The organism is Pseudobutyrivibrio sp. (genome assembly GCF_017471675.1).
In the GTDB taxonomy this organism is placed as follows: Bacteria; Bacillota; Clostridia; order Lachnospirales; family Lachnospiraceae; genus Pseudobutyrivibrio.
This window is the reverse complement of sequence record NZ_JAFUSK010000031.1, coordinates 16,246-42,223: the sequence shown is the minus strand read 5'-3', so window position 1 is coordinate 42,223 and position 25,978 is coordinate 16,246. Positions and strand designations below refer to the sequence as shown.

The 25,978-nt window shown below is 38.7% G+C and carries 27 protein-coding genes; all 27 read right to left on the bottom strand.

The annotated features are described in order from the left end of the window. Window positions 1–70: 70 nt before the first annotated feature. The 27 genes from nrdD to ilvA all read right to left on the bottom strand — a co-directional run bounded on the left by nrdD (window position 71) and on the right by ilvA (window position 25,976). On the bottom strand, window positions 71–2,194 hold the full coding sequence (gene nrdD, locus IJ535_RS05580) for an anaerobic ribonucleoside-triphosphate reductase (protein WP_330619508.1): 2,124 nt from the start codon (window positions 2,192–2,194) through the stop codon (window positions 71–73). Between the two features lie 180 nt (window positions 2,195–2,374). Next, the gene (locus tag IJ535_RS05575; RefSeq protein ID WP_294299881.1) at window positions 2,375–3,382 is read right to left on the bottom strand and encodes an NAD(P)H-dependent glycerol-3-phosphate dehydrogenase; all 1,008 of its coding nucleotides are present in this window, start codon (window positions 3,380–3,382) and stop codon (window positions 2,375–2,377) included. A gap of 120 nt (window positions 3,383–3,502) precedes the next feature. After that, on the bottom strand, window positions 3,503–4,162 hold the full coding sequence (locus IJ535_RS05570; RefSeq protein WP_294299880.1) for a glycerol-3-phosphate acyltransferase: 660 nt from the start codon (window positions 4,160–4,162) through the stop codon (window positions 3,503–3,505). After that, window positions 4,162–5,487, bottom strand: a complete 1,326-nt coding sequence (der, locus tag IJ535_RS05565; RefSeq protein ID WP_294295007.1) for a ribosome biogenesis GTPase Der — start codon at window positions 5,485–5,487, stop codon at window positions 4,162–4,164. The genes IJ535_RS05570 and der overlap by 1 nt, the downstream gene beginning before the upstream one ends. 234 nt (window positions 5,488–5,721) lie before the next feature. Then, window positions 5,722–7,041 (bottom strand): DUF512 domain-containing protein, encoded by a 1,320-nt coding sequence (locus IJ535_RS05560; protein WP_294299877.1) that lies wholly within the window; start codon window positions 7,039–7,041, stop codon window positions 5,722–5,724. Further along, window positions 7,035–7,394 (bottom strand): YraN family protein, encoded by a 360-nt coding sequence (locus tag IJ535_RS05555; protein ID WP_294295010.1) that lies wholly within the window; start codon window positions 7,392–7,394, stop codon window positions 7,035–7,037. The genes IJ535_RS05560 and IJ535_RS05555 overlap by 7 nt, the downstream gene beginning before the upstream one ends. 13 nt (window positions 7,395–7,407) lie before the next feature. Further along, window positions 7,408–7,695, bottom strand: a complete 288-nt coding sequence (locus IJ535_RS05550; RefSeq protein WP_294295011.1) for an EscU/YscU/HrcU family type III secretion system export apparatus switch protein — start codon at window positions 7,693–7,695, stop codon at window positions 7,408–7,410. A 3-nt stretch (window positions 7,696–7,698) separates the two neighbouring features. Further along, window positions 7,699–9,570 (bottom strand): flagellar hook-length control protein FliK, encoded by a 1,872-nt coding sequence (gene fliK, locus IJ535_RS05545; RefSeq protein WP_294299875.1) that lies wholly within the window; start codon window positions 9,568–9,570, stop codon window positions 7,699–7,701. Window positions 9,571–9,582: 12 nt separating this feature from the next. Continuing rightward, the gene (locus IJ535_RS05540) at window positions 9,583–10,347 is read right to left on the bottom strand and encodes a ribonuclease HII (RefSeq protein ID WP_294299868.1); all 765 of its coding nucleotides are present in this window, start codon (window positions 10,345–10,347) and stop codon (window positions 9,583–9,585) included. A 1-nt stretch (window position 10,348) separates the two neighbouring features. Next, window positions 10,349–10,996, bottom strand: coding sequence for a signal peptidase I (gene lepB, locus IJ535_RS05535; protein WP_294300060.1), 648 nt, complete (start codon window positions 10,994–10,996; stop codon window positions 10,349–10,351). A 71-nt stretch (window positions 10,997–11,067) separates the two neighbouring features. Next, the gene (ylqF, locus tag IJ535_RS05530; RefSeq protein WP_294299864.1) at window positions 11,068–11,907 is read right to left on the bottom strand and encodes a ribosome biogenesis GTPase YlqF; all 840 of its coding nucleotides are present in this window, start codon (window positions 11,905–11,907) and stop codon (window positions 11,068–11,070) included. Between the two features lie 17 nt (window positions 11,908–11,924). Next, the gene (gene lepB, locus IJ535_RS05525; RefSeq protein ID WP_294299862.1) at window positions 11,925–12,524 is read right to left on the bottom strand and encodes a signal peptidase I; all 600 of its coding nucleotides are present in this window, start codon (window positions 12,522–12,524) and stop codon (window positions 11,925–11,927) included. A gap of 96 nt (window positions 12,525–12,620) precedes the next feature. Further along, entirely contained in the window at window positions 12,621–12,971 is a 351-nt protein-coding gene (gene rplS / locus IJ535_RS05520) for a 50S ribosomal protein L19 (protein WP_294295022.1), read from the bottom strand. A gap of 106 nt (window positions 12,972–13,077) precedes the next feature. Next, entirely contained in the window at window positions 13,078–13,776 is a 699-nt protein-coding gene (gene trmD, locus IJ535_RS05515) for a tRNA (guanosine(37)-N1)-methyltransferase TrmD (RefSeq protein ID WP_294299860.1), read from the bottom strand. Between the two features lie 3 nt (window positions 13,777–13,779). Further along, the gene (rimM, locus tag IJ535_RS05510; protein ID WP_294299858.1) at window positions 13,780–14,301 is read right to left on the bottom strand and encodes a ribosome maturation factor RimM; all 522 of its coding nucleotides are present in this window, start codon (window positions 14,299–14,301) and stop codon (window positions 13,780–13,782) included. A 13-nt stretch (window positions 14,302–14,314) separates the two neighbouring features. Continuing rightward, window positions 14,315–14,704 carry a hypothetical protein gene (locus IJ535_RS05505; protein ID WP_294299853.1) on the bottom strand — a complete coding sequence of 130 codons (390 nt, stop codon included), beginning with the start codon at window positions 14,702–14,704 and terminating at the stop codon, window positions 14,315–14,317. A 14-nt stretch (window positions 14,705–14,718) separates the two neighbouring features. Further along, a complete protein-coding gene (locus tag IJ535_RS05500; protein ID WP_294299849.1) occupies window positions 14,719–15,702 on the bottom strand; it encodes an ABC transporter ATP-binding protein in 984 nt (327 codons plus the stop codon). Further along, window positions 15,695–16,840, bottom strand: a complete 1,146-nt coding sequence (locus tag IJ535_RS05495) for an ABC transporter ATP-binding protein (protein WP_294299845.1) — start codon at window positions 16,838–16,840, stop codon at window positions 15,695–15,697. The genes IJ535_RS05500 and IJ535_RS05495 overlap by 8 nt, the downstream gene beginning before the upstream one ends. A 9-nt stretch (window positions 16,841–16,849) precedes the next feature. Next, the gene (locus IJ535_RS05490) at window positions 16,850–18,397 is read right to left on the bottom strand and encodes an ABC transporter permease (RefSeq protein ID WP_294299842.1); all 1,548 of its coding nucleotides are present in this window, start codon (window positions 18,395–18,397) and stop codon (window positions 16,850–16,852) included. Window positions 18,398–18,410: 13 nt separating this feature from the next. Next, window positions 18,411–19,397: an ABC transporter permease gene (locus tag IJ535_RS05485; RefSeq protein ID WP_294299839.1), complete on the bottom strand. Its 987-nt coding sequence runs from the start codon at window positions 19,395–19,397 to the stop codon at window positions 18,411–18,413. Window positions 19,398–19,582: 185 nt separating this feature from the next. Beyond that, window positions 19,583–19,876: a hypothetical protein gene (locus IJ535_RS14135; RefSeq protein WP_330619505.1), complete on the bottom strand. Its 294-nt coding sequence runs from the start codon at window positions 19,874–19,876 to the stop codon at window positions 19,583–19,585. A 129-nt stretch (window positions 19,877–20,005) separates the two neighbouring features. Continuing rightward, entirely contained in the window at window positions 20,006–21,838 is a 1,833-nt protein-coding gene (locus tag IJ535_RS05480; protein ID WP_330619504.1) for an ABC transporter substrate-binding protein, read from the bottom strand. A 524-nt stretch (window positions 21,839–22,362) separates the two neighbouring features. Then, the gene (locus IJ535_RS05475) at window positions 22,363–22,599 is read right to left on the bottom strand and encodes a KH domain-containing protein (protein ID WP_294299836.1); all 237 of its coding nucleotides are present in this window, start codon (window positions 22,597–22,599) and stop codon (window positions 22,363–22,365) included. Window positions 22,600–22,628: 29 nt separating this feature from the next. Beyond that, complete coding sequence (gene rpsP, locus IJ535_RS05470; RefSeq protein ID WP_294299834.1) at window positions 22,629–22,871, bottom strand: 30S ribosomal protein S16; 243 nt, start codon at window positions 22,869–22,871, stop codon at window positions 22,629–22,631. A gap of 40 nt (window positions 22,872–22,911) precedes the next feature. Then, a complete protein-coding gene (gene ffh, locus IJ535_RS05465) occupies window positions 22,912–24,252 on the bottom strand; it encodes a signal recognition particle protein (protein WP_294299832.1) in 1,341 nt (446 codons plus the stop codon). Window positions 24,253–24,255: 3 nt separating this feature from the next. Then, window positions 24,256–24,591 carry a YlxM family DNA-binding protein gene (gene ylxM, locus IJ535_RS05460; RefSeq protein ID WP_294290603.1) on the bottom strand — a complete coding sequence of 112 codons (336 nt, stop codon included), beginning with the start codon at window positions 24,589–24,591 and terminating at the stop codon, window positions 24,256–24,258. A 173-nt stretch (window positions 24,592–24,764) separates the two neighbouring features. Beyond that, window positions 24,765–25,976, bottom strand: coding sequence for a threonine ammonia-lyase (ilvA, locus tag IJ535_RS05455; RefSeq protein ID WP_294299828.1), 1,212 nt, complete (start codon window positions 25,974–25,976; stop codon window positions 24,765–24,767). Between the last annotated feature and the right edge of the window lie 2 nt (window positions 25,977–25,978).

Sequence of the window (25,978 nt, the reverse complement as noted above, 5' to 3'; positions counted from 1 at the left end):
GTCTTAAATAATTCTAATACATTCTGCGAAAACCTATCATACAAAATGCACAGCCTTCCGGCTAGCCACGCTACATGGATTTACGATCGGCTATTTCTGCCATCTTGGCTTCGTTAAGTCGGGTGTCGCCCTTTACACGTGAATAAGATAAATATCCATTCATGCGGTCAATCTTAGTAAGGTTCTTGCTGCCGCATACTGGGCAAACATCCATCTCAAGCTCCTCATGTCCACAATCATCGCAATATGAAAGGGAAAGGTTAACGCCCTCATAGAAGCCCTTATCCATGGCACGACGAACTAAAGTCTTAACAGCCTCACGGTTGTAGTTGATTGGATAACGAACATACTGAATCTTACCACCGTTTGAAAGTTCCCAGAAGCGTCCCTCTAAATCCTGTTTCTGGATTGGTGTAATATCCTCTGTAACATGGCAATGGAATGAGTTAGATACATAAGGTCTATCTGAAACATTCTCAATAAGGCCATATTTATTTCTGAACTGCTTAATCTGTAAGCCACAAAGGTTCTCAGCTGGTGTACCGTAGATAGCGTAAAGATTGCCATCCTCTTCCTTAAACTGATTAACCTTTTCGTTGATATGCTTAAGAACCTCTATTGCAAATTCTCCATCCTCAACAAGGGATTTGCCATTATAAAGCTCCTGAAGCTCATTAAATGCTGTAATTCCAAAGGATGCTGTAGCAGCCTTTAAAAGTGGCTTAATCTTATCGTGGAAGCCTAAATGTCCACCGTAGAATCCACCCTCGCAATATGCTAAAGGATTTGTAGATGCACGCATCTCTCCAAGATAAGCATATGTACGAATGTGAAGCTTTCTAATCATCTCTAAGTAGTAATCAAGCACCTCATAGAAATCCCTTGATTCCTGACGAGACTTAGCAAGAATCATAGGAAGATGAAGTGAAACTGCACCAATGTTAAATCTACCGATGAATACTGGCTCATCATTTTCATCTGCTGGCTTCATGCCACCTCTTTCATACCATGGTGAAAGAAAGGCACGACATCCCATTGGAGAAATAACCTTACCGTATTTTTTGTACATGCTGGCAATATATCCCTCTCCTGTAAGAGAAAGCCAATCCGGATACATAGTTTTTCTAGAGCAATCAATACCAGCTTCGAAAACATCCTCAAGCTCCTTTCCAGGGCCGTGAAGATTCTCATCATAAAGGAAAACAACCTTAGGGAAAAGCACTGGCTTCTTAAAGCCTGGCTTACCCTGTCCGATAGAACGAACCTTAAGGCATGCCTTAGAAGCCATCTTTGCAAATACAGATGTACCAAGACCAATTGTAACTGTAATAAATGGATAGTCACCACGGCTGGATGCAACAGTGTTAAACTTGTACTCCCATCCCTGGAAGCCTTGCTCCATTTCACGCTGAACCTCTGCCATAGATACTTCCTTGGCTTTATCTTCATCAATACCAAGTGATAAGTATTTTTCTATATATTTGTCGTAAGATTTCTGAGCATACTTCTCAAGAATCTGATCAGCCTGAGGGATAGTAAAGCCACCGTACTGCTGGCTTGCAGCCGAAAGGACAATGTCACCAATAACATCAAATGCTACGTCAAGACTCTTAGGCTCATTGTAGAAGATGTTACCCATCTCAAAGCCACCCTCAAGAACTGACTTAACGTCGAAAAGGCAGCAGTTCATGGTATCACGTCTTGCGTTCATATCATGAATGTAGATATATCCGTCTCTAATTGCCTGAATCTCTTCTGTAGTAAGGAAAAACTTTTTATAAAGCTCACGGTTAAGCTCATTAAAAATCAACGAACGCTTTGTAGAGACAAGCGCAGAATCTGTATTTGAATTCTCCTTATCACCGATGTACATGATGTTTTGAGACTTCTTATAAACATCATCAAGCATCTGTACAAAATCCTGCTTATAGTTACGGTAATCCCTGTAAGACTTTGCCACCATAGGATTAACACGTTCCAAAGCACCCTCAACAATGTTATGCATTTGCGCAATCTCAATTTTCTCAAGGCCAAGCTCCTCCACTCTTTCCTCAACAAATTGACAAATAAACTGCTCCTGCTCAGGTGTAAATTTAACCAGCACACGAGTAGCTGATTTGCCAACGGCATCTACAACCTTTTGTACGTTAAAAGGCTCTAATGCCCCATCCTTTTTAACAACAAATCTTTCCATCATAACCTCCGGGTTTTATCTAAAAATAATTGCATTTGTATATAATATTCTGTCAATATCTTGTTTCCCGTAAATAAAAAACTACTAGATATTGTGTTGATAGATTTATACTACCACCACATTATCTAGTAGTCAATAGGTTCACAAACCACAAAATAAAGTTTCACAATTCAGACATATTTACCATTCCAGTTCGCTGGTTTCATCCTTTTTTGAACGTGTCATAAGCTCATAGCCCGCAGCCTTAACATCCATGCCATCAAATAATACTGCATTAACAATTTCTACAATCGGCATTTCAATATTATATTTATCAGCAAGCTTTTTAGCCGCCTTAGCAGAATAAACACCCTCTACTACCATTGCTACCTTTTCCATAGCTTCATCTTTGGACATGCCCTGTCCTATATAAAAGCCTGCCATTCTGTTACGTGAATGCATAGATGAGCAGGTAACAATAAGGTCGCCTACACCTGTAAGACCTGATAATGTCTCTGCCTGGCCACCCATAGCAACTGCAAGTTCAGAAATCTCTTTGATACCACGGGTAATAAGCGCGGCTTTAGCATTATCTCCAAAACCAAGACCATCTGACATACCAGCAGCAAGTGCTATTACATTCTTAAGTGCTGCACCAACCTCAATTCCCTTAACATCAGGTGATGAATATACTCTGAAATATTTGTTCATAAAAAGGTTCTGAACAAATAGTGCTGTCTGTCTATCTGTAGAGCCTGCCACAACTAAAGTTGGCTTAAAAACTACCACCTCTTCTGCATGACTTGGGCCAGAAAGAACACAAATCTTCTTATCAGCTCCAAGCACATCCTCTAAAATCTCTGTTTGAGTAAAAAGTGTATCTTCTTCTATACCCTTTGTTACAGTAATAAAAATCTGATTTGAATTGACAAATCCTTTTATCTTTTCAGCTGTTTCTCTAGTAGCCTTTGAAGGTACTGAAAACAAAACAACATCTGCCGATTTTGCAGCAGATTCAATGTCGGCAGTAAACTCCATAGACTCAGGAAGCTTTACGCCCTTTATTTTATCACTGGTATGGGTATCGTTCATCTGATCCACCTGTGACTGACGATGTGACCATACCTTTACCTCATGACCATTCTTATTAAGCATAACAGCCAGGGCAATGCCCCAGCTACCTGCACCAAGTACACTTATTCTTGCCATAAATTACCTCTAGTCTTTATAAAGATTACGCTGGTTACGGCAACAATCTCTATATTACTACGTCGCGAGATTGGCTCCTTTAGTAATATAGAGATTGTTACCTACCAGCTGCCCGTTACTTTACGCTCTTGTTTCTGGGTGGAATGAAAACTTATTCTCGGTGCCGTTAAGTAAGCGTCCGATGTTTGCATGATGAAGTGCAATTGAAAGAGCCGATACGATACAGCAAATAATTACAACTTCTTTAAGCTGTCCACCTTGGTACTTTTCAGATAAAAGTCCAAGACATGCTGCAACGATTATTTCGATTGCAAATGAAAGCTCTCCAATAATAGAACCAAGTGAAACATATCTTGTTAAAGCCACAAGACCTATAAATACTACTGCAGGAATTGGAATTCCCATTGGAAAAAGGGCAATAATAAAGCCAAGTGTAGATGCTACACCTTTACCCCCCTTAAAATGTAAATAACAAGGGAAATCGTGACCCAGCACACAGCCAAGTCCTGCGTATACCATATAGATATTTACATTTTCTACGAATCTTCCAAATGTAAGCCAAATAAAAAATACAGCCACAACACACTTTAGGCAATCCCATGCAAGTGTAATAAGACCTGCTGAAACGCCCAGGTTTCTCATGGTGTTGGTAGAGCCAAGATTACCAGAGCCAACCTTTGTTAAATCAATATTTTTTGATTTTCCGATGAGATATCCCATCAAAACCATTCCAAAACAATAACCAATTAATAATGCTAAAATTCTCCCCACGATAGCCATTATTCGTTTTCCTTTCTTTCTCTAATTATAAATTTTAAAGATGTACCTTCAAATCCAAAGGCATCTCTAATTCTATTTTCAAGATAACGAACGTATGAAAAATGCATTAAGTACTTTTCGTTAACAAAGATTACAAATGTAGGTGGCTTAACCGCAACCTGTGTAGTATAGAATATCTTAAGTCGCTTACCCTTGTCAGTAGGTGGCTGTTGAAGTGCAACTGCCTCTGAAACGATTTCATTAAGAACACCTGTAGCAACACGCATAGAGTTGTTCTCAATTACAGCATCTATTGTCTCGTAAATCTTGCCAAGACGCTGTCCGCTCTTAACAGAAATAAACAGTATAGATGCATAAGGCATAAATGAAAGAATCTGGCGAATCTTAGTCTCATGCTCTTTCATAGTCTTATCGTTCTTCTCAATGGCATCCCATTTGTTTACACAAATAATTATACCCTTTCCACGCTCATGAGCAATACCGGCAATCTTTGCATCCTGCTCTGTAACACCTTCTGTAGCATCAATCATAATAATAACTACATCAGCCTTTTCTACAGATGCAACAGCACGTACTATAGAATATCGCTCCAAGTCCTCTTTGATTTTGCTCTTGCGACGAAGTCCTGCTGTATCAATAAAGATATAGTCCTTGTGGTTATAACGAACCTTAGTATCAACTGCATCTCGTGTTGTACCTGCAATGTCAGATACAATAACACGTTCCTCACCACAAAGCTTATTGATAAGTGAAGATTTACCTACATTAGGCTTACCAATTACAGCGATACGTGGAGTATCATCCTCTTCCTCTTCGCCTGTTGGCTCAGGGAAATAGCTACATACAACATCAAGCATATCACCAAAACCTAGTCTTGAGCTTGCAGAAACAGCAATTGGATCACCAATACCAAGATTATAAAACTCGTAGACATCAGCCATATCTCTTTCAAAGCTATCTACCTTATTAACTACAAGAACAACAGGCTTATGGCTGCGTCTAAGCATATCTGCAACCTTTGAATCGCTATCCTGTAATCCCTGCTTAACATCTACAAGGAAAATAATAACATCAGCAGTATCAATAGCTATCTGAGCCTGTTCCCTCATCTGTGACAAAATGATGTCCTTTGAATCTGGTTCAATACCGCCTGTATCAATCATGGTAAAATCATAATTAAGCCATGAAATATCTGCATAAATTCTATCTCTTGTGACACCTGGAGTGTCCTTTACAATTGAAATACGCTCTCCAGCAAGTGCATTAAAAAGCGTAGATTTTCCAACATTAGGGCGACCAACTATCGCCACCACTGGTCTTGCCATATCTTACCTCTTTCTTTCCTAGTCCGTAATCAGTTACGTTCACAAGCATTATAATTCTCCGTTCAGCAGAACGCTTCTCTTGAGAATCATAATAGCTTGTGAACTACTGATTACTCATCTATAAACTGTAGAACAAAATCTAGTTAACAATGTATTTCAATTCTGAAGGAGACATCAGTCGACGTAAGAATTCGGAATCATTGTTAACGTGAGATTTTGAACACAGCGTAAATTTTATCGTCCGATTATCGCGTTTACGAAGTCACGACCGTCTGATTGTACTATACGTGTTTTAACTTGTAAAGCATTCTCAAGCTCTGTAAGGGTAATATCATCTAAGAATACTTCCTCACCGCTTCGAAGCATAGTGCAGGATAGAAGCAAATTTTCTCCTAATTCTCTGCCTTTTAACTGCTTGATTAAGTCCTGTCCTGTAATAAGTCCAGAGACTGTGATTTCTTCACCGAAAAATTCGTTTGTAATTGCAACCACATCAACTGTAACCTTATTAAACTTAGCAGTGATGATTTCTGCTAATTGCTTCATAAATGGAGCCGCTAGCTTTCCTGTTGCAATAGTAACATGTCGCCTTTTCATAAATAAAGGCTTTTTTACATCCTCTAAGGCATCAAGCACTTCTTCGTGTAAGAGCCTAAGCATTCCTACTCCATTTTCAAGCTGAATAAATCCATCATATCTGTCAGCCTCTGGCAGTGGTCTATCAGCTAAAATATACCATTCGTCAGATGCCTGTACAAAGTGATTGCCAAACTTTTCCATGGCTACATTTTGCCAATGTTCGATTTGGTCTATAACTGCTCCTGCTTCTTCTTTGGTGTAGGTGCGAAGAGGGAATAGCCCATCACGGAACTTAGTGACACCAACAGGAACAACTGACATAGAGCTCATTACAGGTGCAAACTGAAGCAAATCAGATATTGTTCTATCAAGCTCAGGTCCATCATTAAGGCCAGGACATGCAACAACCTGTGCATTCATAGGGATTTCTGCTTCATATAATTTACGGATTTTATCCAAAATATCCCCGGCAAACCTGTTGTGAAGAAGCTTTACTCTAAGCTCAGGGTTAGTGGCATGGACAGAAATATTAATAGGACCAAGCTTGTAGGCAATGATTCTATCTAAATCTGCCATCTTCATATTGGTAAGGGTTACATAATTACCCTGCAAGAATGAAAGTCTTGTATCATCATCCTTAAAATACAATGTCTCACGCATTCCAGGAGGCATTTGATCTATGAAGCAAAAGGCACATTTATTGGAGCAGGATTTGTAATCGTCCATAAGACCATTGCAAAAAATAACTCCTAAATCCTCTCCTTCTTCCTTTTCAACAAGTACCGAAGATGTACTTCCATCCTCATGCAAAAGCTCAACTGTGATATTTGCATCATCCGAATAATAATGATAATCAAAAATATCAACAAGCGTAACATTATTTATTTTTGTAATTATATCTCCAGGTAAAAGACCTGCTCTTTCAGCTGGGCTTTCTTCCATAACCTGTGCTATTTTATGACTAGAATTTAACATACCGGTATATATTCAAAAGCATTCTTTAGATGCTTTAAATGTCCTTCCTCTATTACAACTACATCAAACCTAACACTAGTGGCACCACCATAATGATTGCTATACATATAATAGTCAGCCACTCTGCAAATCTTTCTCATTTTGTTAAAGCCAACTGCCTCAAAGCCAGAACCCTTGGCACTAGATTTGCGATACTTAACTTCTACAAAGACAAGATATTCCTTATCCTTAGCAATGATATCTACCTCACCCATTTTACAATAAAAATTGAGTTTTAGTATAGTCATTCCCTTGGATTTTAGAAAATCTGCTGCTAGTTTCTCAAAATCATTTCCTTGTTTTCTATAATTCAAATAAACCTCTATTCTATACAAGCTTTGCCTTAATCTTTTCCATATCGTTAACAAATACCAGGATTTCGGCAACTACTTCATAAAGCTCCGGCGGAATAGCATCTCCAATATTAAGCTTACTAAGAGTCTGTGCCAACTCATTATCTTCATAAAATGGTACATCCGCCTTCTTAGCTTCCTCAATTATTTGCTCGGCAACATAGCCCTTACCTGATGCTAAGATTCTTGGTGCCGAATCCCCAGCCTCATAAGAAAGAGCAACAGCAGTTTTATTTTTATCAATTACCTTTTCTTCTGCCATAAGCTATGCCCTCATATCAAAGCTATATCTGTGAACAAGTCCATCTGATTTATCATTTGTTTCAGCTGATGACATACCAAAAAGCTCAAATCCATTACTGGCTTTTGGCTCACCGCAATTAACCTCTGATGTAACATTAAAGCCCTTTTTAGCAAGTCGCTCAGTAAGCAAATCAAGATTATCCTCAATCAGCTTCATAGAATCTTCGCTAGCAAGTGTCCATTTACAGCCTACATTTGCTTCCTTAAGGCTTATAAATACATCAGTGGAGCCTAAATATTCCATATCAAAATGGAGAAAGGCTGTAATCTCCTCACCTGCCTCGTAGGAGCTTTTTTTATTTTGCTTAACATAAAGCATACTATCAGTATTTTGATTATACATCTTAAGAGGAATCTGCACAAAATTATATATTTCGTTGGCAGAATTCATAAAATTGATGTTTTGCTTTATTTCGGCAGTTTGATTCTTTATAGATTCAGCTGCCTTATTATTAAAGCTGGAAATAAGCCTCTCTAAGCTTTCTGTTTGCTTTAGGACTCTTTCGTAAAGCTTTGAAATTTCCCCTGGCTTTGTAACATCCTTTGGTTCCATGGCAAAGCTGTTTGAAATAATATTTTTAAGGAGCCCTTTATACAAAGGATTCTTTACAATATCATTTAGTGTCTCCTTTGGTATATCAGGATGATTATTCAGATAATCAGTTATTTCTCTAAACAAAGCATTTATATCAGCATCAGCCTTAAGTGTACCGTTTTCTGCAAAAATTAATGTATTATCCTTTGGAAAATCCGGCAAATTATTAAGGATTGTATTAAATGAACTAATCTGCTTATCACTGGCAAAATTATTTATTTGATTTGCATTTACCTGTTCAGTGGTGTTATTTGTTGAAGCAGCCTTTTCACTACTAGCAGCATTAGCTGTAGTGCCATCAGTTGCCACCTCCACATTTTCTGTAGCTACCTCACCAGGATTAACTACATTCTTATCTACTACAATACCATCCTTTAAATTACCAATCGGATTCTCCGAAACCTCATCTATAATAACAGCCTCTGCCCCCATCTTTTGACCATTTGCCAAATTTTCAGCCGTAGGTTCAGCCACAGCTTGTGTAACGCCTTCAGCAGTTACAACTTCACCATTTAAAGCAGCATCTGGTGCACTAGAAGCCATAGGCGCCACATCAGTCACATAAATCTTACTGATATTATTATTTATGCTTATTACATCAGATGTACTTAATTCCTCTGATGTAATAAGTTCAAATAAGTTCTCTGAAATAGCATCAAAATTATTTGAAAGCACAGCCCTATCACTAACATAATTTTGAAACATATTAACATTGTCAGGGTTAAGCTCCATTCCTGCTTTAGTCATAGTAACAAGGGTGGCAATATCCACCCCAGGGTTATTAATCATAGCCCTGTTCATAGCAGTAAGATGCTCTGGACTGATTGACATAGAATTTTGCATCATGGAATTAACCATATTAATTGTGCGCTCAGTAGCAACAAGGTTAGCCATATCAAGAGCTTTTAAAAGTGTAGGATTAGCCTCTAGACCAGTTAGAGAAACAGGACGAATTTGTACTAGATTACCATCATTGCTTTTTACTTCAAAAAACACAGACTGCCCTGGGGTAATGCTGACTCCCGAATCAAGACGAGCAGTCATAGTCTGACCGTTGGCAAGCCCAATAGTAACCTTGCCATTTTCGATAGAATTAACAGAGCCCTCAAAGACCTCACCTTCCTTAAGGGAATCTGTAATACTACCTGTCAGCGACTGACTCTGACTCATCTTAGTCCTATCAGCAGCCTGACTCACATAATTTGAGTTATAGGGATTCAGTCCTGTGTTAATGTTCATAGTTCACCAACTTTATGTAAAATTACCAATAAATGAACGTCTATGAATTGGACATGGTCCAAATTCCTTAAGTGCAGCTATATGTTCAGCACTGCCATAGCCTTTGTTAGATGCAAAATGATACTGAGGATAAATACTGTCATATTCAACCATCATTCTATCCCTGGTAACCTTGGCAATAATGCTGGCTGCACCAATGGAAATAGACTTAGCGTCGCCTTTTATTATAGGCACCTGATTGATTGAAACACCCGGAATTGTAACAGCATCGTTAAGTAATATCTGAGGCTGAACCTGACATTCTGAAATAGCCTGTCTCATTGCCTCGTATGTAGCCTGAAGGATGTTAATCTCATCAATACGTTCTTCTGAAACCACACCAATTCCAACTGCTACAGCTTCCTTCATAATCACTTCATACAGTTCATCTCGTTTTGCAGCAGAAAGCTTTTTTGAATCGTTAATGTATAAAATACTGCAATCCTTTGGAAGCACCACGCATGCGGTAACAACAGGTCCTGCCAGTGGGCCTCGCCCTACTTCATCTATACCACCGATGTAATCGTATTTATCCCAATATTGCTTTTCATATTCCTTAAGCTTTTCGATACGCTCTCTTTCTATCCTAAGCTTTTCCATACGCTTTTGGGCAACGCCGATTATTTTAGATACCCCAGGTCTGCCATCAGAAATATATTCCTGAATAAACTCATCAAGCTCATCTATTGAAGCTTCTTTATATTCTTTTTGAATCTCTGAAATCTTTTTTTCGCTCATCTTATTCTATGTTGTCCACTAATCCAAACTCGTTAAAAGGATAAACTCTAACCCACGCCTTACCTACAATATCATCACCATCAATATTGCCTACCTGCTCAAAGCGGGAATCAGTACTATTGTTTCTGTTATCACCTAAAACAAAATATTCATCTGGCCCAAGCAAAATCTCATTAGCGGCAAGACCTGAATTAAGAATAGTTTCTGTTCCATAGGTTTCAGCTAAAGGCTCATCATTAACATAAATAACACCATCAGTATCAATTCGAACAACCTCTCCTGGAAGGCCGATAATTCGCTTGATATAATAAGTATCTTCTTCATACTGATAAGGGAACACTACCACATCAAAACGCTCAGGATCATGGAACCTGTAGCTAATCTTATCAACGATAAGATTGTCCCCATCTGATAAAGTATCTTCCATAGATGACCCGCTAACAACTGTGCGCTGACCTATAAAATGAGTAATAAGAAATACTACTGCAAAACAAATAAGCACATTGATAATCACGCTAAGAACTTCTTTGCCAAGTGATTCCTTTGTAATTGGTTCATCCTCTTCAGTTTCTTTAGACTTCTTAGAAGCTGATTGTTTTTTATCCTTTTTCTTATCGTCAAAATCAGATAAATCCTCAACCTCATTCATATTTTGTCTAGCTCTTTCAATATCCTTTTTAATCTGTTCTTCTTCCTCGTTAAAGTCGATTACATTCATGATTATGGCCTCTCCAGTGATATTTTTCCAAGACTTCCGCTTCTAAATTCATCTATCAAACATGTACATGCTTTGTCAAAATCAAGTTCAGAACCCTTCTTAACAAAGTTTCTTTTTTCTGCTATGCCTGATATTATTTCATGATTTACCTTATCTTCATCTACATCATATCTGGCCTTTATTACGCCAGGATATTCTTTTAACAGGAAATCAGCAAGCTCTAAAGCAAGCTCTCTAGTTTCTATAATGGCATCATTAATTGAGCCAATAAAGGCAAGATGAAGACCTACTGCTTTATCCTCAAACTTAGGCCAAAGGATTCCAGGAGTATCAAGTAGCTCCACAGATTTGTTAAGCTTAATCCATTGTTTTCCCTTAGTAACACCAGGTTTATTTCCTGTCTTTGCTACAGATTTGCCGGCGAAGGAATTGATAAATGTAGATTTACCAACATTTGGAATACCTACCACCATTGCTCTAACTGGCCTGTTTTTAATGCCTCGCTTTCTATCTCTTTCAAACTTGGCAGCGCAAACCTCATCAAGTGTAGCCTGCACTCCCTTCATATTCTTTCTATCTCTAGAATCTAGCTCTACTGCATAAAAGCCCTTAGATTTATAGTAATCAATCCATTTTTGATTAGTAGCCTTATCAGATAAATCTGATTTGTTAAGAAGTACTAATCTAAGCTTGCCATTTGCAAGCCCGTTAATATCCGGGTTAGTGCTAGATATTGGACATCTTGCATCAATAACCTCTATTACTAAATCTATAAGCTTAATATCTTCCTGCATCTGACGCTTAGCCTTTGTCATATGCCCTGGATACCATTGAAATTCCATACACACCTCTTTAAATTTTATTTAAAAGGATAATCAAGCCAAATCTTGCCTAAAATATCCTCACTTGAAACAAAGCCCACGCTTTCGTATCTTGAATCCTCTGAAGAATTACGATTGTCACCTAGCACAAAATATTGGTCATCCAAAAGTGTAATTGGAGATGCAGCAATACCAGGATTTTCGATCCGCTCAACCTCAAGATTTTCTTTATATAATTCGTCGTTAAGATAAATACGTCCGTTGTTTATATAGATTGTATCCCCTGGAACAGCGATAACTCTTTTAACACTATAGCTTGCATTAACATTAGATTTAGGCTTAAAAGCTATTACATCACCAGTTTTTGGTGACGAAAACTTATAAGCAATAGTGTTTACAAGTAATATATCGGATGTTTCATACGTGGGTTCCATAGATGCATTGGAACATTCTACTTGTTTTCCGAAAGCAAGTACTACTCCATATGCTATTGCAATGACGACTGCAATTTCAAGAGCAAATATAAGAACATATCGAACTCTGTCGAAATTGATTTTTCTACGACGCCTGTTAAAATCAAGACTGCTTGTTCTACGGTTGAATAAACTACTAAAAAATCTATTATTTGATGTAAACATACTTAGTTCCTTTTTAATCTTTAGTATAAATATACCGCATTTCGCTATAAAAATAAAGAACAGTCGCAAAACCTGCGACTGTTCGAACTTTCGAGATTAGATTCTCTCTTTAACCTTAGCCTTCTTACCTGTGAGCTCTCTGAGGTAGAAGAGTTTAGCTCTACGAACTTTACCCTTTCTAACTACTTCGATCTTCTCAACGTTAGGGCTGTGAAGTGGCCAAGTCTTCTCTACACCAACACCGTTAGATGACTTACGAACTGTGAATGTCTCACGGTTGCTGCCGCCCTGTCTCTTAATAACTGTACCCTCAAATACCTGAGTACGTGTACGGTTACCCTCAACGATACGGCCGTAAACCTTAACTGTGTCGCCTACTGCGAACTCTGTAACTTCGCTCTTAAGCTCAGCTGCTTCAATGTTTCTGATAATCTCGTTTGCGTTCATTTTAAATCCTCCTAAACTGGCGACGTTCTTGATATTCCCTATTGAATAACAGCGGACCATCTCTTCTTTAGCAACTCATTAATAATATCATGATTAACTGCTAATTTCAACAATCATTTTCAAGAAATTTAGCATATAAATCAGGTCTTCTTTCCTTAGTGCGAATGATTGATTGCTCATGACGCCACGCATCTACCTTGGCATGATCACCTGATAAAAGGATTGGTGGAACCTGTCGTCCATTCCAGGTTTCAGGCCTTGAATACTGAGGATATTCAAGTAGATTGTTTTCGAGTGATTCATCCTCACCTGAATCTGAATTAGTAAGAACTCCTGGAACCATTCTTGATATAGCATCAATCATAACAAGAGATGGAAGCTCCCCACCAGTAAGCACATAATCGCCAATAGAATAATACTCATCAACGATTTCCTCTAAAACTCGCTCATCAATACCTTCGTAATGGCCACAAAGCAGGCAAATATCTTCTTCTAATGCAAGCTTTTTTGCTGCTGGCTGAGTAAAAAGCTGTCCCTGAGGTGTAAGATAAATACACTTAACGTGATGTCCTGCTTTTTTGCAAACAGCCTGATAAGCATCATATATAGGCTGCGCCTGCATAACCATACCAGCTCCCCCACCGTAAGGATAATCATCTACCTTTTTATGCTTATCTAATGTGTAATCCCTAATATTAATGGCCTCGAAAGAAATGCAGCCTGCATTCTTTGCCCTTCCAAGGATACTAGTATTAAGTACACCTTCAATCATCTCAGGGAATAATGTTAGTATATAAAACTTCATAATCTATTCTCCTAACAATCCATCCAAAAGATGAATAATCATTTTTTTGCTTTCCATATCTACAGATTTAATGCAATCCTTAATAGCAGGAACAAGAACTGTCTTATTGTTTGACATGGTTATTTCATACACATCATTTGCACCTGTCTGCAAAACATCAGTGATTTCACCAAATACAGTATTTTCATCTGTATCAAGATAAACTGATACTCCAATCAAATCTGCTATAAAATATTCGTCTTCTTTAAGTTCAACACGGTTTTCCTTAGTAACAAAAAGGCCATGTCCCTTGTACTTTTCAATATCATTGATATTATCAATACCCTTGAATTTAAGAATAACAAGATTCTTCTGTTGACGTACATTTTCTACCTCTAGATTAATGTAGCCATCCCTGCCTCCATCCAAAAGCAGATTCTTCATGTTTTTAAATCTGCCAATATCATCTGTCAAAGGGAAAACCTTCACTTCACCCTTGATACCATGTGTCTGTGTAATTGCTCCAACCTGATATAAATCTTCCAAATATAAACTCCTTCTAATGGGTAACCATTGTAAAAATAATGTAAATGACAAAGAGAACAAAAACAATCAGTGTTTCTATATATACTGTTTTTCTTTTCTTTAAAAGTATCTCTTCTGTCTTGTCAATCTCAGCCTGAATGTGAGAAGGTATGACATACTCAGTAATATACTCTGAAAGTCCCTCTTTTGTCAAAACATCTTTTGAAAATGCCCAGTCAGCGGCAGGCACATACAAAGTAGTTGCATCAGATATTGTATTTTCACTTGCTACAATGAATTCTCCTTCATTTACTTCTATATACACTTCAAGTCCCTCATTGCTGAGAGACTTGTAAGCCTTAAGAAGTAAATCTGAGTTTTCACAAGAAAATATTTTTCTTAAAAAATCAAATTTATCTTTCATATTAATTATCCATTTTATTTATCATCATACAGGTGACATCTTACTACATGTCCATTGCCCATATCCTTTGGCTCTGGAGCAACTTCCTTACAGATACCCATACACTCAGAGCATCTTGTGTGGAACTTACATCCCTTAGGTGGGTTGGCTGGTGATGGGATATCACCCTCAAGAGGAACTCTGTCCTTCTTGAAATCAGGGTCTGGCATTGGAATAGCTGAGAACAATGCCTTTGTATATGGATGAAGAGGATTTGCGAAAATATCCTCTGTCTTACCTGTCTCAACAAGACCGCCAAGGTACATAACACCAACAGTATCAGAAATATGCTCTACTACTGAAAGATCATGTGAAATAAATAAATAAGTAAGTCCTCTATCCTTCTGAAGCTTGCGAAGAAGGTTAATAATCTGTGCCTGAATAGAAACGTCAAGAGCAGATACTGGCTCATCGCAAACAATGAAATCAGGATTAAGAGCAAGTGCACGAGCAATACATACACGCTGTCGCTGACCGCCTGAGAACTCATGAGGATATCTATCCTTGTGGTGCTCCTGAAGACCACACTCTGCCATTACCTTAGAAATGTACTCGTCGTACTCTTCCTTTGGAACTAAGCCATGCTCTCTAACAGCCTCTCCAATGATTTCACCAATTGGAAGACGTGGTGAAAGTGATGAATATGGATCCTGGAATACGATTTGCATCTTTGTACGAAGGTCTCTAAGCTCCTTCTTAGAATAATCGTATACTTCCTTTCCGTTAAATATTACATCACCCTCTGTCTTTTCAATAAGACGAAGAATTGTACGTCCTGTTGTAGATTTACCACAACCTGACTCACCTACAAGACCCATTGTTGTGCCTCTTTCGATTTTGAAAGAGACATCATCAACAGCCTTAACCTCTCCAGTTACACCACCGAAGAAGCCACCCTTAATAGGGAAATATTTCTTAAGGTGATTGACTTCTAGAATATAATCTTTCTCGTTACTCATGTCTTTCACCCTCCTCTTTACATCTGTAGCATCTTACCATATGTGTATCAGAAACGTAGTATTCCTCAGGGAACTCACCATTACAGCATTCCATACACATATCACATCTATCTTTAAAATAACAATAATTTGGCATATTTACTGGGTTTGGAACAGAACCAGGAATTGAGTAAAGCTCATCAACCTTCTGTCCAACTACAGGCTTAGACTTCATAAGACCGATTGTATATGGATGTCTAGGGTCCTTGAAGATTTCCTGGGCTGTACCTTTTTCTACTACACGGCCAGCATACATAACAACTACATAATCAGCCATCTCAGCAACAACACCAAGGTCGTGTGTGATAAGCATGATTGAGCTGTTGATTCTGTCCTTAAGGTCACGAAGAAGGTCAAGAATCTGTGCCTGGATAGTAACATCAAGAGCTGTTGTAGGCTCATCAGCTACGATAAGCTTTGGCTCGCAAGCTAAGGCCATAGCGATACATACACGCTGTCTCATACCACCTGAAAGCTCATGTGGATACATGCTGTAAACGCCTTCCTTATTAGCAATACCAACCATACCAAGCATTTCAATTGTACGTGCCTTGATATCCTCGTCGCTCATTTCTGGACGGTGAAGCTTGATAACCTCATCAATCTGAGCACCGATTCTAAATACAGGGTTAAGGGCAGTCATTGGTTCCTGGAAGATCATTGACATCTTCTCGCCACGCATGTCACGCATAACTGAATCTGGAGCATTAACAACATTAACAACTCTGTTACCATCATTAAATCTGATTTCACCAGAAACTGTCTGTCCCTGTGGACGCTGAACAAGCTGAAGCATAGAAAGTGAAGTAACTGACTTACCACAGCCAGATTCACCAACGATACCTACAGTCTTACCCTGTGGTACGTTGAATGAAACACCGTCAACAGCCTTAACTGTTCCGATATCTGTGAAGAAGTATGTATGAACATCATCAAACTCTACACAGTTATCAGGATTTTTCATCTGAGTTACATATTCCTCTTCCGGAATATGCTTTCTATTTCTCTTTGCCTCGAACTCCTTTGTAATCTTGCGGTTTTCCTTCGCAATTCTACGAGATTCCTTGGCACTAATATAATTTACATTCTTTTTTGCCATTTCACACCTCTATCTCTTCATCTTTGGATCAAAGGCGTCACGAAGTCCGTCTCCGATAAAGTTAAATGCAAGTACTGTAAGAAGGATTAAGAATCCAGCTGGAATCCATACGAACCAGTAGTTTGTCATAACGTATGAATCAGTAACAGCATTGATGATATTTCCCCATGAAGCTGCTGGATACTTAACACCAAGTCCTAAATATGAAAGTGTAGACTCTGCAAGGATAACCTCACCTACACCCATAGATGCAAATACTACAAGCTGTGGAATAACATTAGGAATCAAGTGCTTAAAGATTCTTCTTCTAATGCTAATTCCGCAAGCCTCACAAGCTGTCATAAATTCCTGCTCGCGAAGAGATAAAATCTGACCACGTACTATACGAGCCAAGCTAACCCAACCGATAACACCCATGATAATACATAGATAGAAAATACGAATACCGGCGTCTATCTTGTAGAAATCCATGATTGAACCAATAATAAGGTAAAGTGGCATTGTTGGAATACAGTAAATAACATCTACAAATCTCATAAGAAGGTTATCTACCCAGCCACCAAAGAAACCTGCTGTACCGCCAACGATAATACCAAGTAAAAGCTCTATAGCTACTACTACAAAACCGATAAGAAGGGAAATACGACCACCATACATAAGTCTTGCAAGTAAGTCCATACCATTTCCATCTGTACCAACTAAATGCTTTGCAGAAGGAGACTCGAACTGGTTAATAACGCTAGTAGACTTATATTTAGTAATAACATACTGACCGTTCTTGTTAGAAACCTGATATTCTTCTTCTCCATCTTCACCTGCAAATGTAAACTCAGATGAACCACTGTTAATAGCTTCTACAATAGCCTCTCTAAAATCAACTGAAAGTGTAACACCACTTTCAACTGCATTCATGCTATATCCACTGATATATGCAACCTCGCTACCATCAGCAGCTGTAACAATAGCACCATTGCCCTTCTCGTCAACTGTGAATCTCTCATCATCAGCTGCAAACATTGTCTCATCTGTTGCAAGTGCCTTTATAAGATTTACATTAAATGTACCTGAAAGCTTTTTAGATGAATCAACAGGTGTTACCTGAAGCTTTGCAGCAACAGCAAGTGTTTCAGCTCCACCCATTTTTTTAATCTCAAATGAGTTTTCATCAAGAGGGGTAAGTGAAAACTGCGAACCATCTCTTGTCTCAACAATATCCTGCTTTTTTGTTAGAGCAAGGATAAGCTTTGCCCCAATATCTGAAGGAAGCTCTACGCCATCAGCTGCAAAAACCTGGTAATCAGTGATAAGAGTTGCACCAGCATAGTCCTTCTTCATTTCCTCAGTAGTATAGAATACCTGACTCTGAGAATATGGAATAATAACTCCGCCTAAGAAAGCGAATAAAAACATACAAACAATAATTACAAGACCTGCAATAGCAAGCTTATTTCTAAAGAAACGCTTTGCTACCATCATTCCAGGAGAAAGTACCTGGACACGGTTAGCATCATCTAAAGCAAGCTCTTCTTCATTTTCAATATTTCTTACGTCTGCCACGATATCTCTCCTTTTAATTTACTCTAACTCTAGGATCTACTACAGCATAAAGAATATCTGCAATAAGGTTTCCTAAAAGAATTAATACTGCAAAGAACAGCATATAGAACATTACAAATGGAATATCACCCTGGATAATACACTGATATGAAGTATATCCAATTCCTGGAATCTGGAACAATGTTTCTGTAATAAGAGCACCACCAAATAGTCCTGGAAGTGATGAACCAAGTAATGTAACGATTGGAATCAAAATATTTCTAAATGCGTGATAATTAACTACTCTCTTTTCTGAAAGACCCTTAGCTCTAGCAGTACGGATATAATCGGCACTAAGAACCTCAAGCATGTTAGTACGAGTGTAACGCATTAAATAACCTACTGATACAATAGTAAGAGTAATTACAGGAAGTACCATGTGGTATGCCATATCAAAAATCTTACCAGCAGTAGACAGGTTCATAAAATCACGACCTACAATACCATATAAATCAAAAATACCAAGCTTAACTGAGAAAATGTATTTCAAAATTGTAGCAAAGAAGAAGCTAGGTAATGAAATACCGATAAGTGCAAATACGACTACAGAATAATCTACTGCACTATACTGCTTTCTTGCAGCAATAACACCAAGAGGAATAGCGATAACAATTTCAAGAATAAATGAAGCTAAACCTAAGGCAAATGAATACCAAATAACACTTGAAAATTTCTCAAGTACCGGCATGTTAAAGTACCAGCTATCTCCAAAGTCAAATCGGATAGCCTTAGCCAACCATTTAAAGTAGCCAGGGACGATGCCAACGTCCAAGCCATATGCAGCATTGAGCTGATCAATCCATTCCTGATAGCTCTTTGCACCAGGTTTCTGTGATAGCTGCATTGCTTTCTGTTCTACGAATGAAGTAGGCATTGCACGCATAATGCAATAGATAATCATAGAAACAAAAAACAATATTACTATCGATAATAATAGTCTTTTGATTACAAATTTTTTCATTATTGTAATTCCTTTCTTTATTTTTAGACCCCAATAAAGGTATTTTATGATAGGACAAATAAAGCACATTTAGTGCATTCAAATTTCTCAAAACCCCATCCCATCATAAAATACCTTTATCATAAAAATGTCTTCTTGGGGCCTAAGCCCCAAGAAGCAACTTAATCAATATCTAGTATTGATAATTATCTCATCTGAAGATTTGTAAGATCATCAAAGATATCATAGAAAGGTGTTGCATCCTTTACTATTGTATCTGTGTTAACACGCTGTGTTGAGTATGTTACACAGTTCTGTCTCTGATAAATAGGAATCTCAACAGCGTAATCTACGATAAAGTCAAGACACTCCTTGTAAGTAGCCTTTCTGTAAGCCTGATCTGCTGATGCTCTAGCATCCTCAATAAGCTTATCAAGCTCTTCAGAATAAATAGCATACTGGTAAGCGCTACCACCTTCACTGTGGTATACCTGATACATATCAGGATCTGCTGTAGCACCCCAAGCTGCGCACCAGATTTCAGCCTTCTGAGCTGAAAGTGTATCCCAAAGTACTGATGAATCTGAAAGATCGTTGATTGTAAGCTCAAAACCAATCTTAGCAAAAGCTTATGAAGCTGCTGTAAGGATACCAAATGATGGGTGGTCACCAGAACCTCCGCCTGGAATCATAGCTTCATAAGAAAGCTTAGCACCAGCTGGAGCAGCTGTAAGCTTGCCATCTTCTACTGTAAAGCCTGCTGCCTCGAAGTAGCCAAGTGCTGCCTGAAGAGCTGCCTCATACTTCTCATCATCACTCATGCCCTCTGTATAGATTTCATTTCCATCAACATCCTTAGAGAATGCGATTTCATAATCTGCATCAGACTTCTGAGGAGCTGCCCATGAAGAGTTTGAAATTGGGTAGTTAATAACCTCTGCTGCCTCTCCATAGTAAGAATCAATAACTACATCACGGTATGCTGCGATAACTGTTGCGATAGCCTTACGTAAATCCTTTGACTGCTCGCTTGAAGGATCGTTACCAACCTTTACGTTAAGTGAGCACATACCAATGTAACCATAACCAAGATAATCTGTAAGCTGAGTTGTGATTGTATCACCAACTAAATCATTCTCAGAGTTTTCAGAAGAAATCTGCTCTGATGTTGCCTTAGAGAATGAAGGTTCAGCAATATCAGCTGTACCCTGAACAATAGCAGGTACCTTATCAGCTTCCTGTGTCTCCTTAAACTGAATCTCAGATACGCCAGGGGCACCAAGGTAGAAGTTCTCATTTGCCTCTAAGTAAGCAACCTTGTTTGAGTATTCCTTAAATGTGAAAGGACCAGCACCAAGTGGCTTAGTTGTCTTCTCTCTAACCATTGAAAGGTCATTCTTAGGGAAACCAAACTTGTTGTTATCAAAATCGTACTGAGCTTTATCACCATAGTAGTGCATTGGAGCGATTGGAAGAGCAAGTCTCTCAATAGCTGGAGCAGAGAACTCAGTAAGTGTAAGTGTCATTGAGTAATCGCCAGTCTTAACGATACCAGCAATGTGGTCCGCAGACTCACCAGTCTCAATACCTGTTGTAGACATTGCAAGAACGTCTGCTGGGAATGTGTCAGCGATTGTTACGCTAGCAGCTTCCTTATCCATTGATGAGAAGTTCCATCCGTACTGCTCACCGATTGCCATGAAGAAGTCCTCTGTTGTAGCACCATCAGCAAGATCAAATCCCCAACCAGCTGCTGCTGCCTTAACATCACCTTCTGCAACACCATTTTCTACCATATAATCAACGATAGACTGTGTAAATGCAGCACCTTCCTTAGCACATGCATCCCAGAAAGCCTTCTGCTGCTCTTCTGTCCAATAAGTAAAATCTGTATTATCCTTACCAGCTGCAGCAATTAAGCTAGAAAGTGTAGAAACGCCATTTCTATAATCTTCCATTCCTTTAATAGGAAGTGAAGCAAAAGCTGAAGGGCCATCATATGTAGGATCACTGCAAACATACATATTGAAGATAACATCATCAATTGTCATTGGCTCTCCATCAGAGAATTTAATGTCATCTCTAAGTGTGATATTATAATCAACTGTACCATCTTCGTTCTCTGTAATGTCAATCTTTGATGGTGTGTAATAGGTGTACTCTGTACCATTGTACTCCTCTTTGTATCCATCAATACCATCAAGAATGTACTGACCTGCTCTTGTAGTTCTTGTTAATGTAATATTAACAAGCTTCTCCTCGATATAACTATCTGGAACAGACTCAGCAAAAAATGGGCTGAACTTCTGGCTCATTGCGTCCCAAGCAATAACAAGTGGAGTATCTGAGCCTTTTGAATCTCCACCCTTTGAAGCGCTGTCGTCGCCCTTTGAACCACAGCCTGCCATTGAAAGAGCCATAGCAGCTGCAAGAACAAGGGAAACTACTCTTTTCTTCTTCATAAGTAATCCTCCTGAATTATATTTATCTACATCTCTACCCGAGAATGCAAACCCCTTTAAATAAAACACAACATTAAAAAGCATCATTATTCACAAAAAATGCTTCTCCTGTAAAAACCAGTATTAAGAAAAGAAACTAACGGAATAATGTAGAACATCTAGAAATGAATCTTAATTCATTAAGATTATCTAATGCTTGCATTAAAATTTCTCCCTTAAAAACAACTGTGCACCCCTGACAGACATCCCTTATACAAAACCCCCATATATCGTATAAAGTACGACTATTATAGTAAAAATTTTCTCAACATTCAACTTTTGCATATTTATACTTTTTTGATTAGTATTTAATCATTTTATAAATAAAATGGCGATTTTATAAGGCGTTTTATTCATTTAAACACCTATCACTTTAAAGCAGTGGTGTATTGTACTGTTAAAAAAACAATCTATATTTAATTATGCTTAAAAACCTTTAAAAATAAAGAAAAAAGGAGCCTGATAAAAATCAGACTCCTTTGTCTTTAATCTACATCAATTATATCAACAATAACTTTCTTGTCAATCTTTGAAGCTGCAGCTTTAACAACAGCACGGATAGCCTTGGCAATTCTGCCCTGCTTTCCAATAACCTTACCCATATCAGATGGTGCAACACGAAGCTCTACAACAATAGACTTAGCGTCTTCCTTCTCAGATACTACAACTTCATCAGGATTGTCTACAAGTGACTTCGCAATTACTTCAACTAATTCTTTCATCACTATTATCCTTTTCCTTTCGAGTTATCTTATTGAACGCCTGCCTGCTTGAAAAGTCTTGCAACTGTCTCTGTTGGCTTTGCACCATTTGAGATCCACTTCTTAGCTGCCTCAGCATCAACTGTAACTGTTGCTGGCTCCTGGTTTGGATCGTATGTACCGATCTCATCGATGTTTCTACCATCACGAGGTGCTCTTGCATCTGCTACTACGATTCTGTAGATTGGTCTCTTCTTCTGACCCATTCTCTTTAATCTAATCTTTACTGCCATTTTAATTTCCTCCTAATAAATAATACTTTAAATGGTCTTGTTAAAATGGGAAACGCATACCACGTCTGCCTTTACCCATCATATTTGGCATCTGCTTCATCATCTTCTTCGATTGCTCGAACTGTTTAACAAAGCGGTTTACCTCTGCTATATCTAAACCAGCTCCAGCAGCAATTCTGTGCTTTCTGCTAGGATTTAGTAATTTAGGATTCTCGCGCTCGGCTGGTGTCATCGAAAGTATGATTGCCTCAATATGCGCAAGCTTCTTATCATCTACAGCGCCTTCAATCTGAGCCATCTGGCTAGAATTAATACCTGGCATCATACCAAGGATTGATGATAAGCCACCAAGCTTTTTCATCTGCTCCATAGATGTAAGATAATCATTGAAATCAAATGAAGCCTTCTTTACCTTCTTAGATAACTGAATAGCTGCATCCTTATCAATCTCTGCCTCAGCCTTTTCAATAAGAGAAAGTACATCTCCCATTCCAAGGATTCGGCTTGCCATTCTGTCTGGATGAAACTGCTCTAAATCAGAAAGCTTCTCACCCATACCGGCATAAAGAATAGGCTTACCTGTAACAGCCTTAATAGAAAGAGCTGCACCGCCTCTGGTGTCACCATCAAGCTTAGTAACGATAACACCATCAATGCCAATCTTTTCATCAAATGTAGATGAAACATTAACAGCATCCTGACCTGTCATGGCATCAACTACCAGGATGGTATTAAGGATATTGATGTTCTTCTTGATAGATGCAAGCTCATCCATCATATCCTCATCTATATGAAGACGACCAGCTGTATCGAAAATAACTACATCAAAGCCGTTCTTCTTAGCATAATCCATAGCTTCCTTAGCTATCTTAACTGGCTTTTCCTTATCGCCTAAGGAGAAAACCTCAACCTCTTGCTTCTTACCGTTAATCTGCAACTGCTCTATAGCGGCAGGACGATAAATATCGCAAGCAACTAAAAGTGGTTTCTTACCACGCTTTTTAACCTTACCGGCAAGCTTAGCAGTGGTGGTAGTTTTACCGGCACCCTGAAGACCTACCATCATAATAGTGGTAATCTCGCCACCTGTGCCGTAGGTAATATCTGTAACCTCAGAGCCCATAAGATTAACAAGCTCTTCGTTAACAATCTTAATAACCATCTGTCCAGGATTGAGACCATTCATAACATCTGAACCAATGGCCCTATCTGTAACAGTGCTAATAAACTGTTTTACAACTTTGAAATTAACATCAGCTTCAAGTAAGGCCATCTTGACTTCCTTAAGTGCTGCCTTAACATCAGCCTCTGAAAGCCTGCCCTTGCTTCTAAGATTCTTAAAAACCCCTTGAAGCTTCTCTGAAAGAGAATCAAATGCCATAAATTATAATTCCTCTAGTATTAATTTGGATATATCTGCAATCTCTGATAAAGTGGCGGCATCAGCGCTGCCTGCTGTTAATTCATTGATGCGAAGTACATCCGCCCTGATATTCATAAATTTCTCAACAAGGTGAAGCCTGTTCTCATAATCTGATAAAAGCTTATCGCACCTTTTGAGTATGTCGTGAACCGCCTGTCTGGAAATAGAAAGTGTATCAGCTATCTCAGACAAGGATAAATCCTCGTTAATGCTCATTTCGTATACACTACGCTGATGCTCTGTAAGCAACTCACCGTAGAAATCATATAGATAACCTGATTTAATCTTATCTTCCATTGCGCTCCTTTTGTGACCTCATATAATATACTATAATAAAAAAGAGGTGTCAAGCATTTTTGCTTGACACCTTCCCCTCATCCGCCCCTTCGGGGCACCTTGTCTCGCCTCCCGGCTCGGTCGTTGCTAAGCAGGCTCCACTGGAGCCTAGCAACCCCAATAGGGGAAGGCTATTATAATGAAGTTCTTACTATTTTAGGGCGATAACCTTCTTTGTCTAAAGCCCTGAAAATTTGTTCCTTATGTTCTGTGCCAAAGGCCTCAAGAGTAATACGAAGCTCAACAGCAGCAGAACGATTGGTTGTAACAAACTGATTATGCTCAAGCTTAACTACATTACCCTGATTATCAGCAATAACCTGTGAAACCTTAGCAAGCATGCCTGGCTTATCAGGAAGAAGAACAGAAACTGTAAATATTCTGTCTCTGAAAATAAGTCCCTGCTGTACTACAGATGACATGGTAATAACATCCATGTTACCACCTGAAAGAACGGATACAACCCGCTTATCCTTAAATCCTAAATGGTTAAGAGCAGCAACTGTAAGAAGTCCTGAGTTCTCAACAACCATCTTGTGATTTTCTACCATATCAAGGAATGCAACGATAAGTTCATCATCATCAACAGTGATAATCTCATCAATATTCTCCTGTAAGTAAGGGAAAATATTGCTTCCTGGTGTCTTAACTGCAGTACCATCAGCAATAGTATTAACAGTCTTAAGCGTAGTAACCTCTCCCTTATCAAATGAAGCCTTAAGGGATGCGGCACCACTTGGCTCAACACCAATAACCTTTATCTTTGGATTAAGTAGCTTGGCAAGTGTAGAAACACCTGTAGCAAGACCACCGCCTCCAATAGGAACTAAAATATACTCAACAAGTGGAAGCTCCTTAAAGATTTCCATTGCGATTGTGCCCTGACCTGTGGCAACTGCCAAATCGTCAAATGGATGAATGAATGTATATCCATGCTCATCTGCTAATTTGTAAGCATATTCACAAGCCTCGTCGTAAACATCTCCATACAAAACCACATCAGCACCATAGCTCTTGGTACGATTAACCTTAATGAGCGGTGTTGTAGTTGGCATTACAATAGTAGCCTTAACTCCGTATTTGCTGGCTGCGTATGCAACACCCTGGGCATGGTTACCAGCTGATGCTGTAATAAGCCCTTTAGCTCTTTCTTCATCAGAAAGTGTGCTGATTTTATAATAGGCACCCCTAAGCTTATATGCGCCAGTAAGCTGCATATTCTCCGGCTTAAGGTAAACCATATTACCGCACTTTTCACTAAAATAATCGCTGTAAACCAGCTTTGTCTCATGTGTCACCTCTGTGACGATCTTTGAAGCCTCTTCGAATTTGTCCAATGTAAGCATTT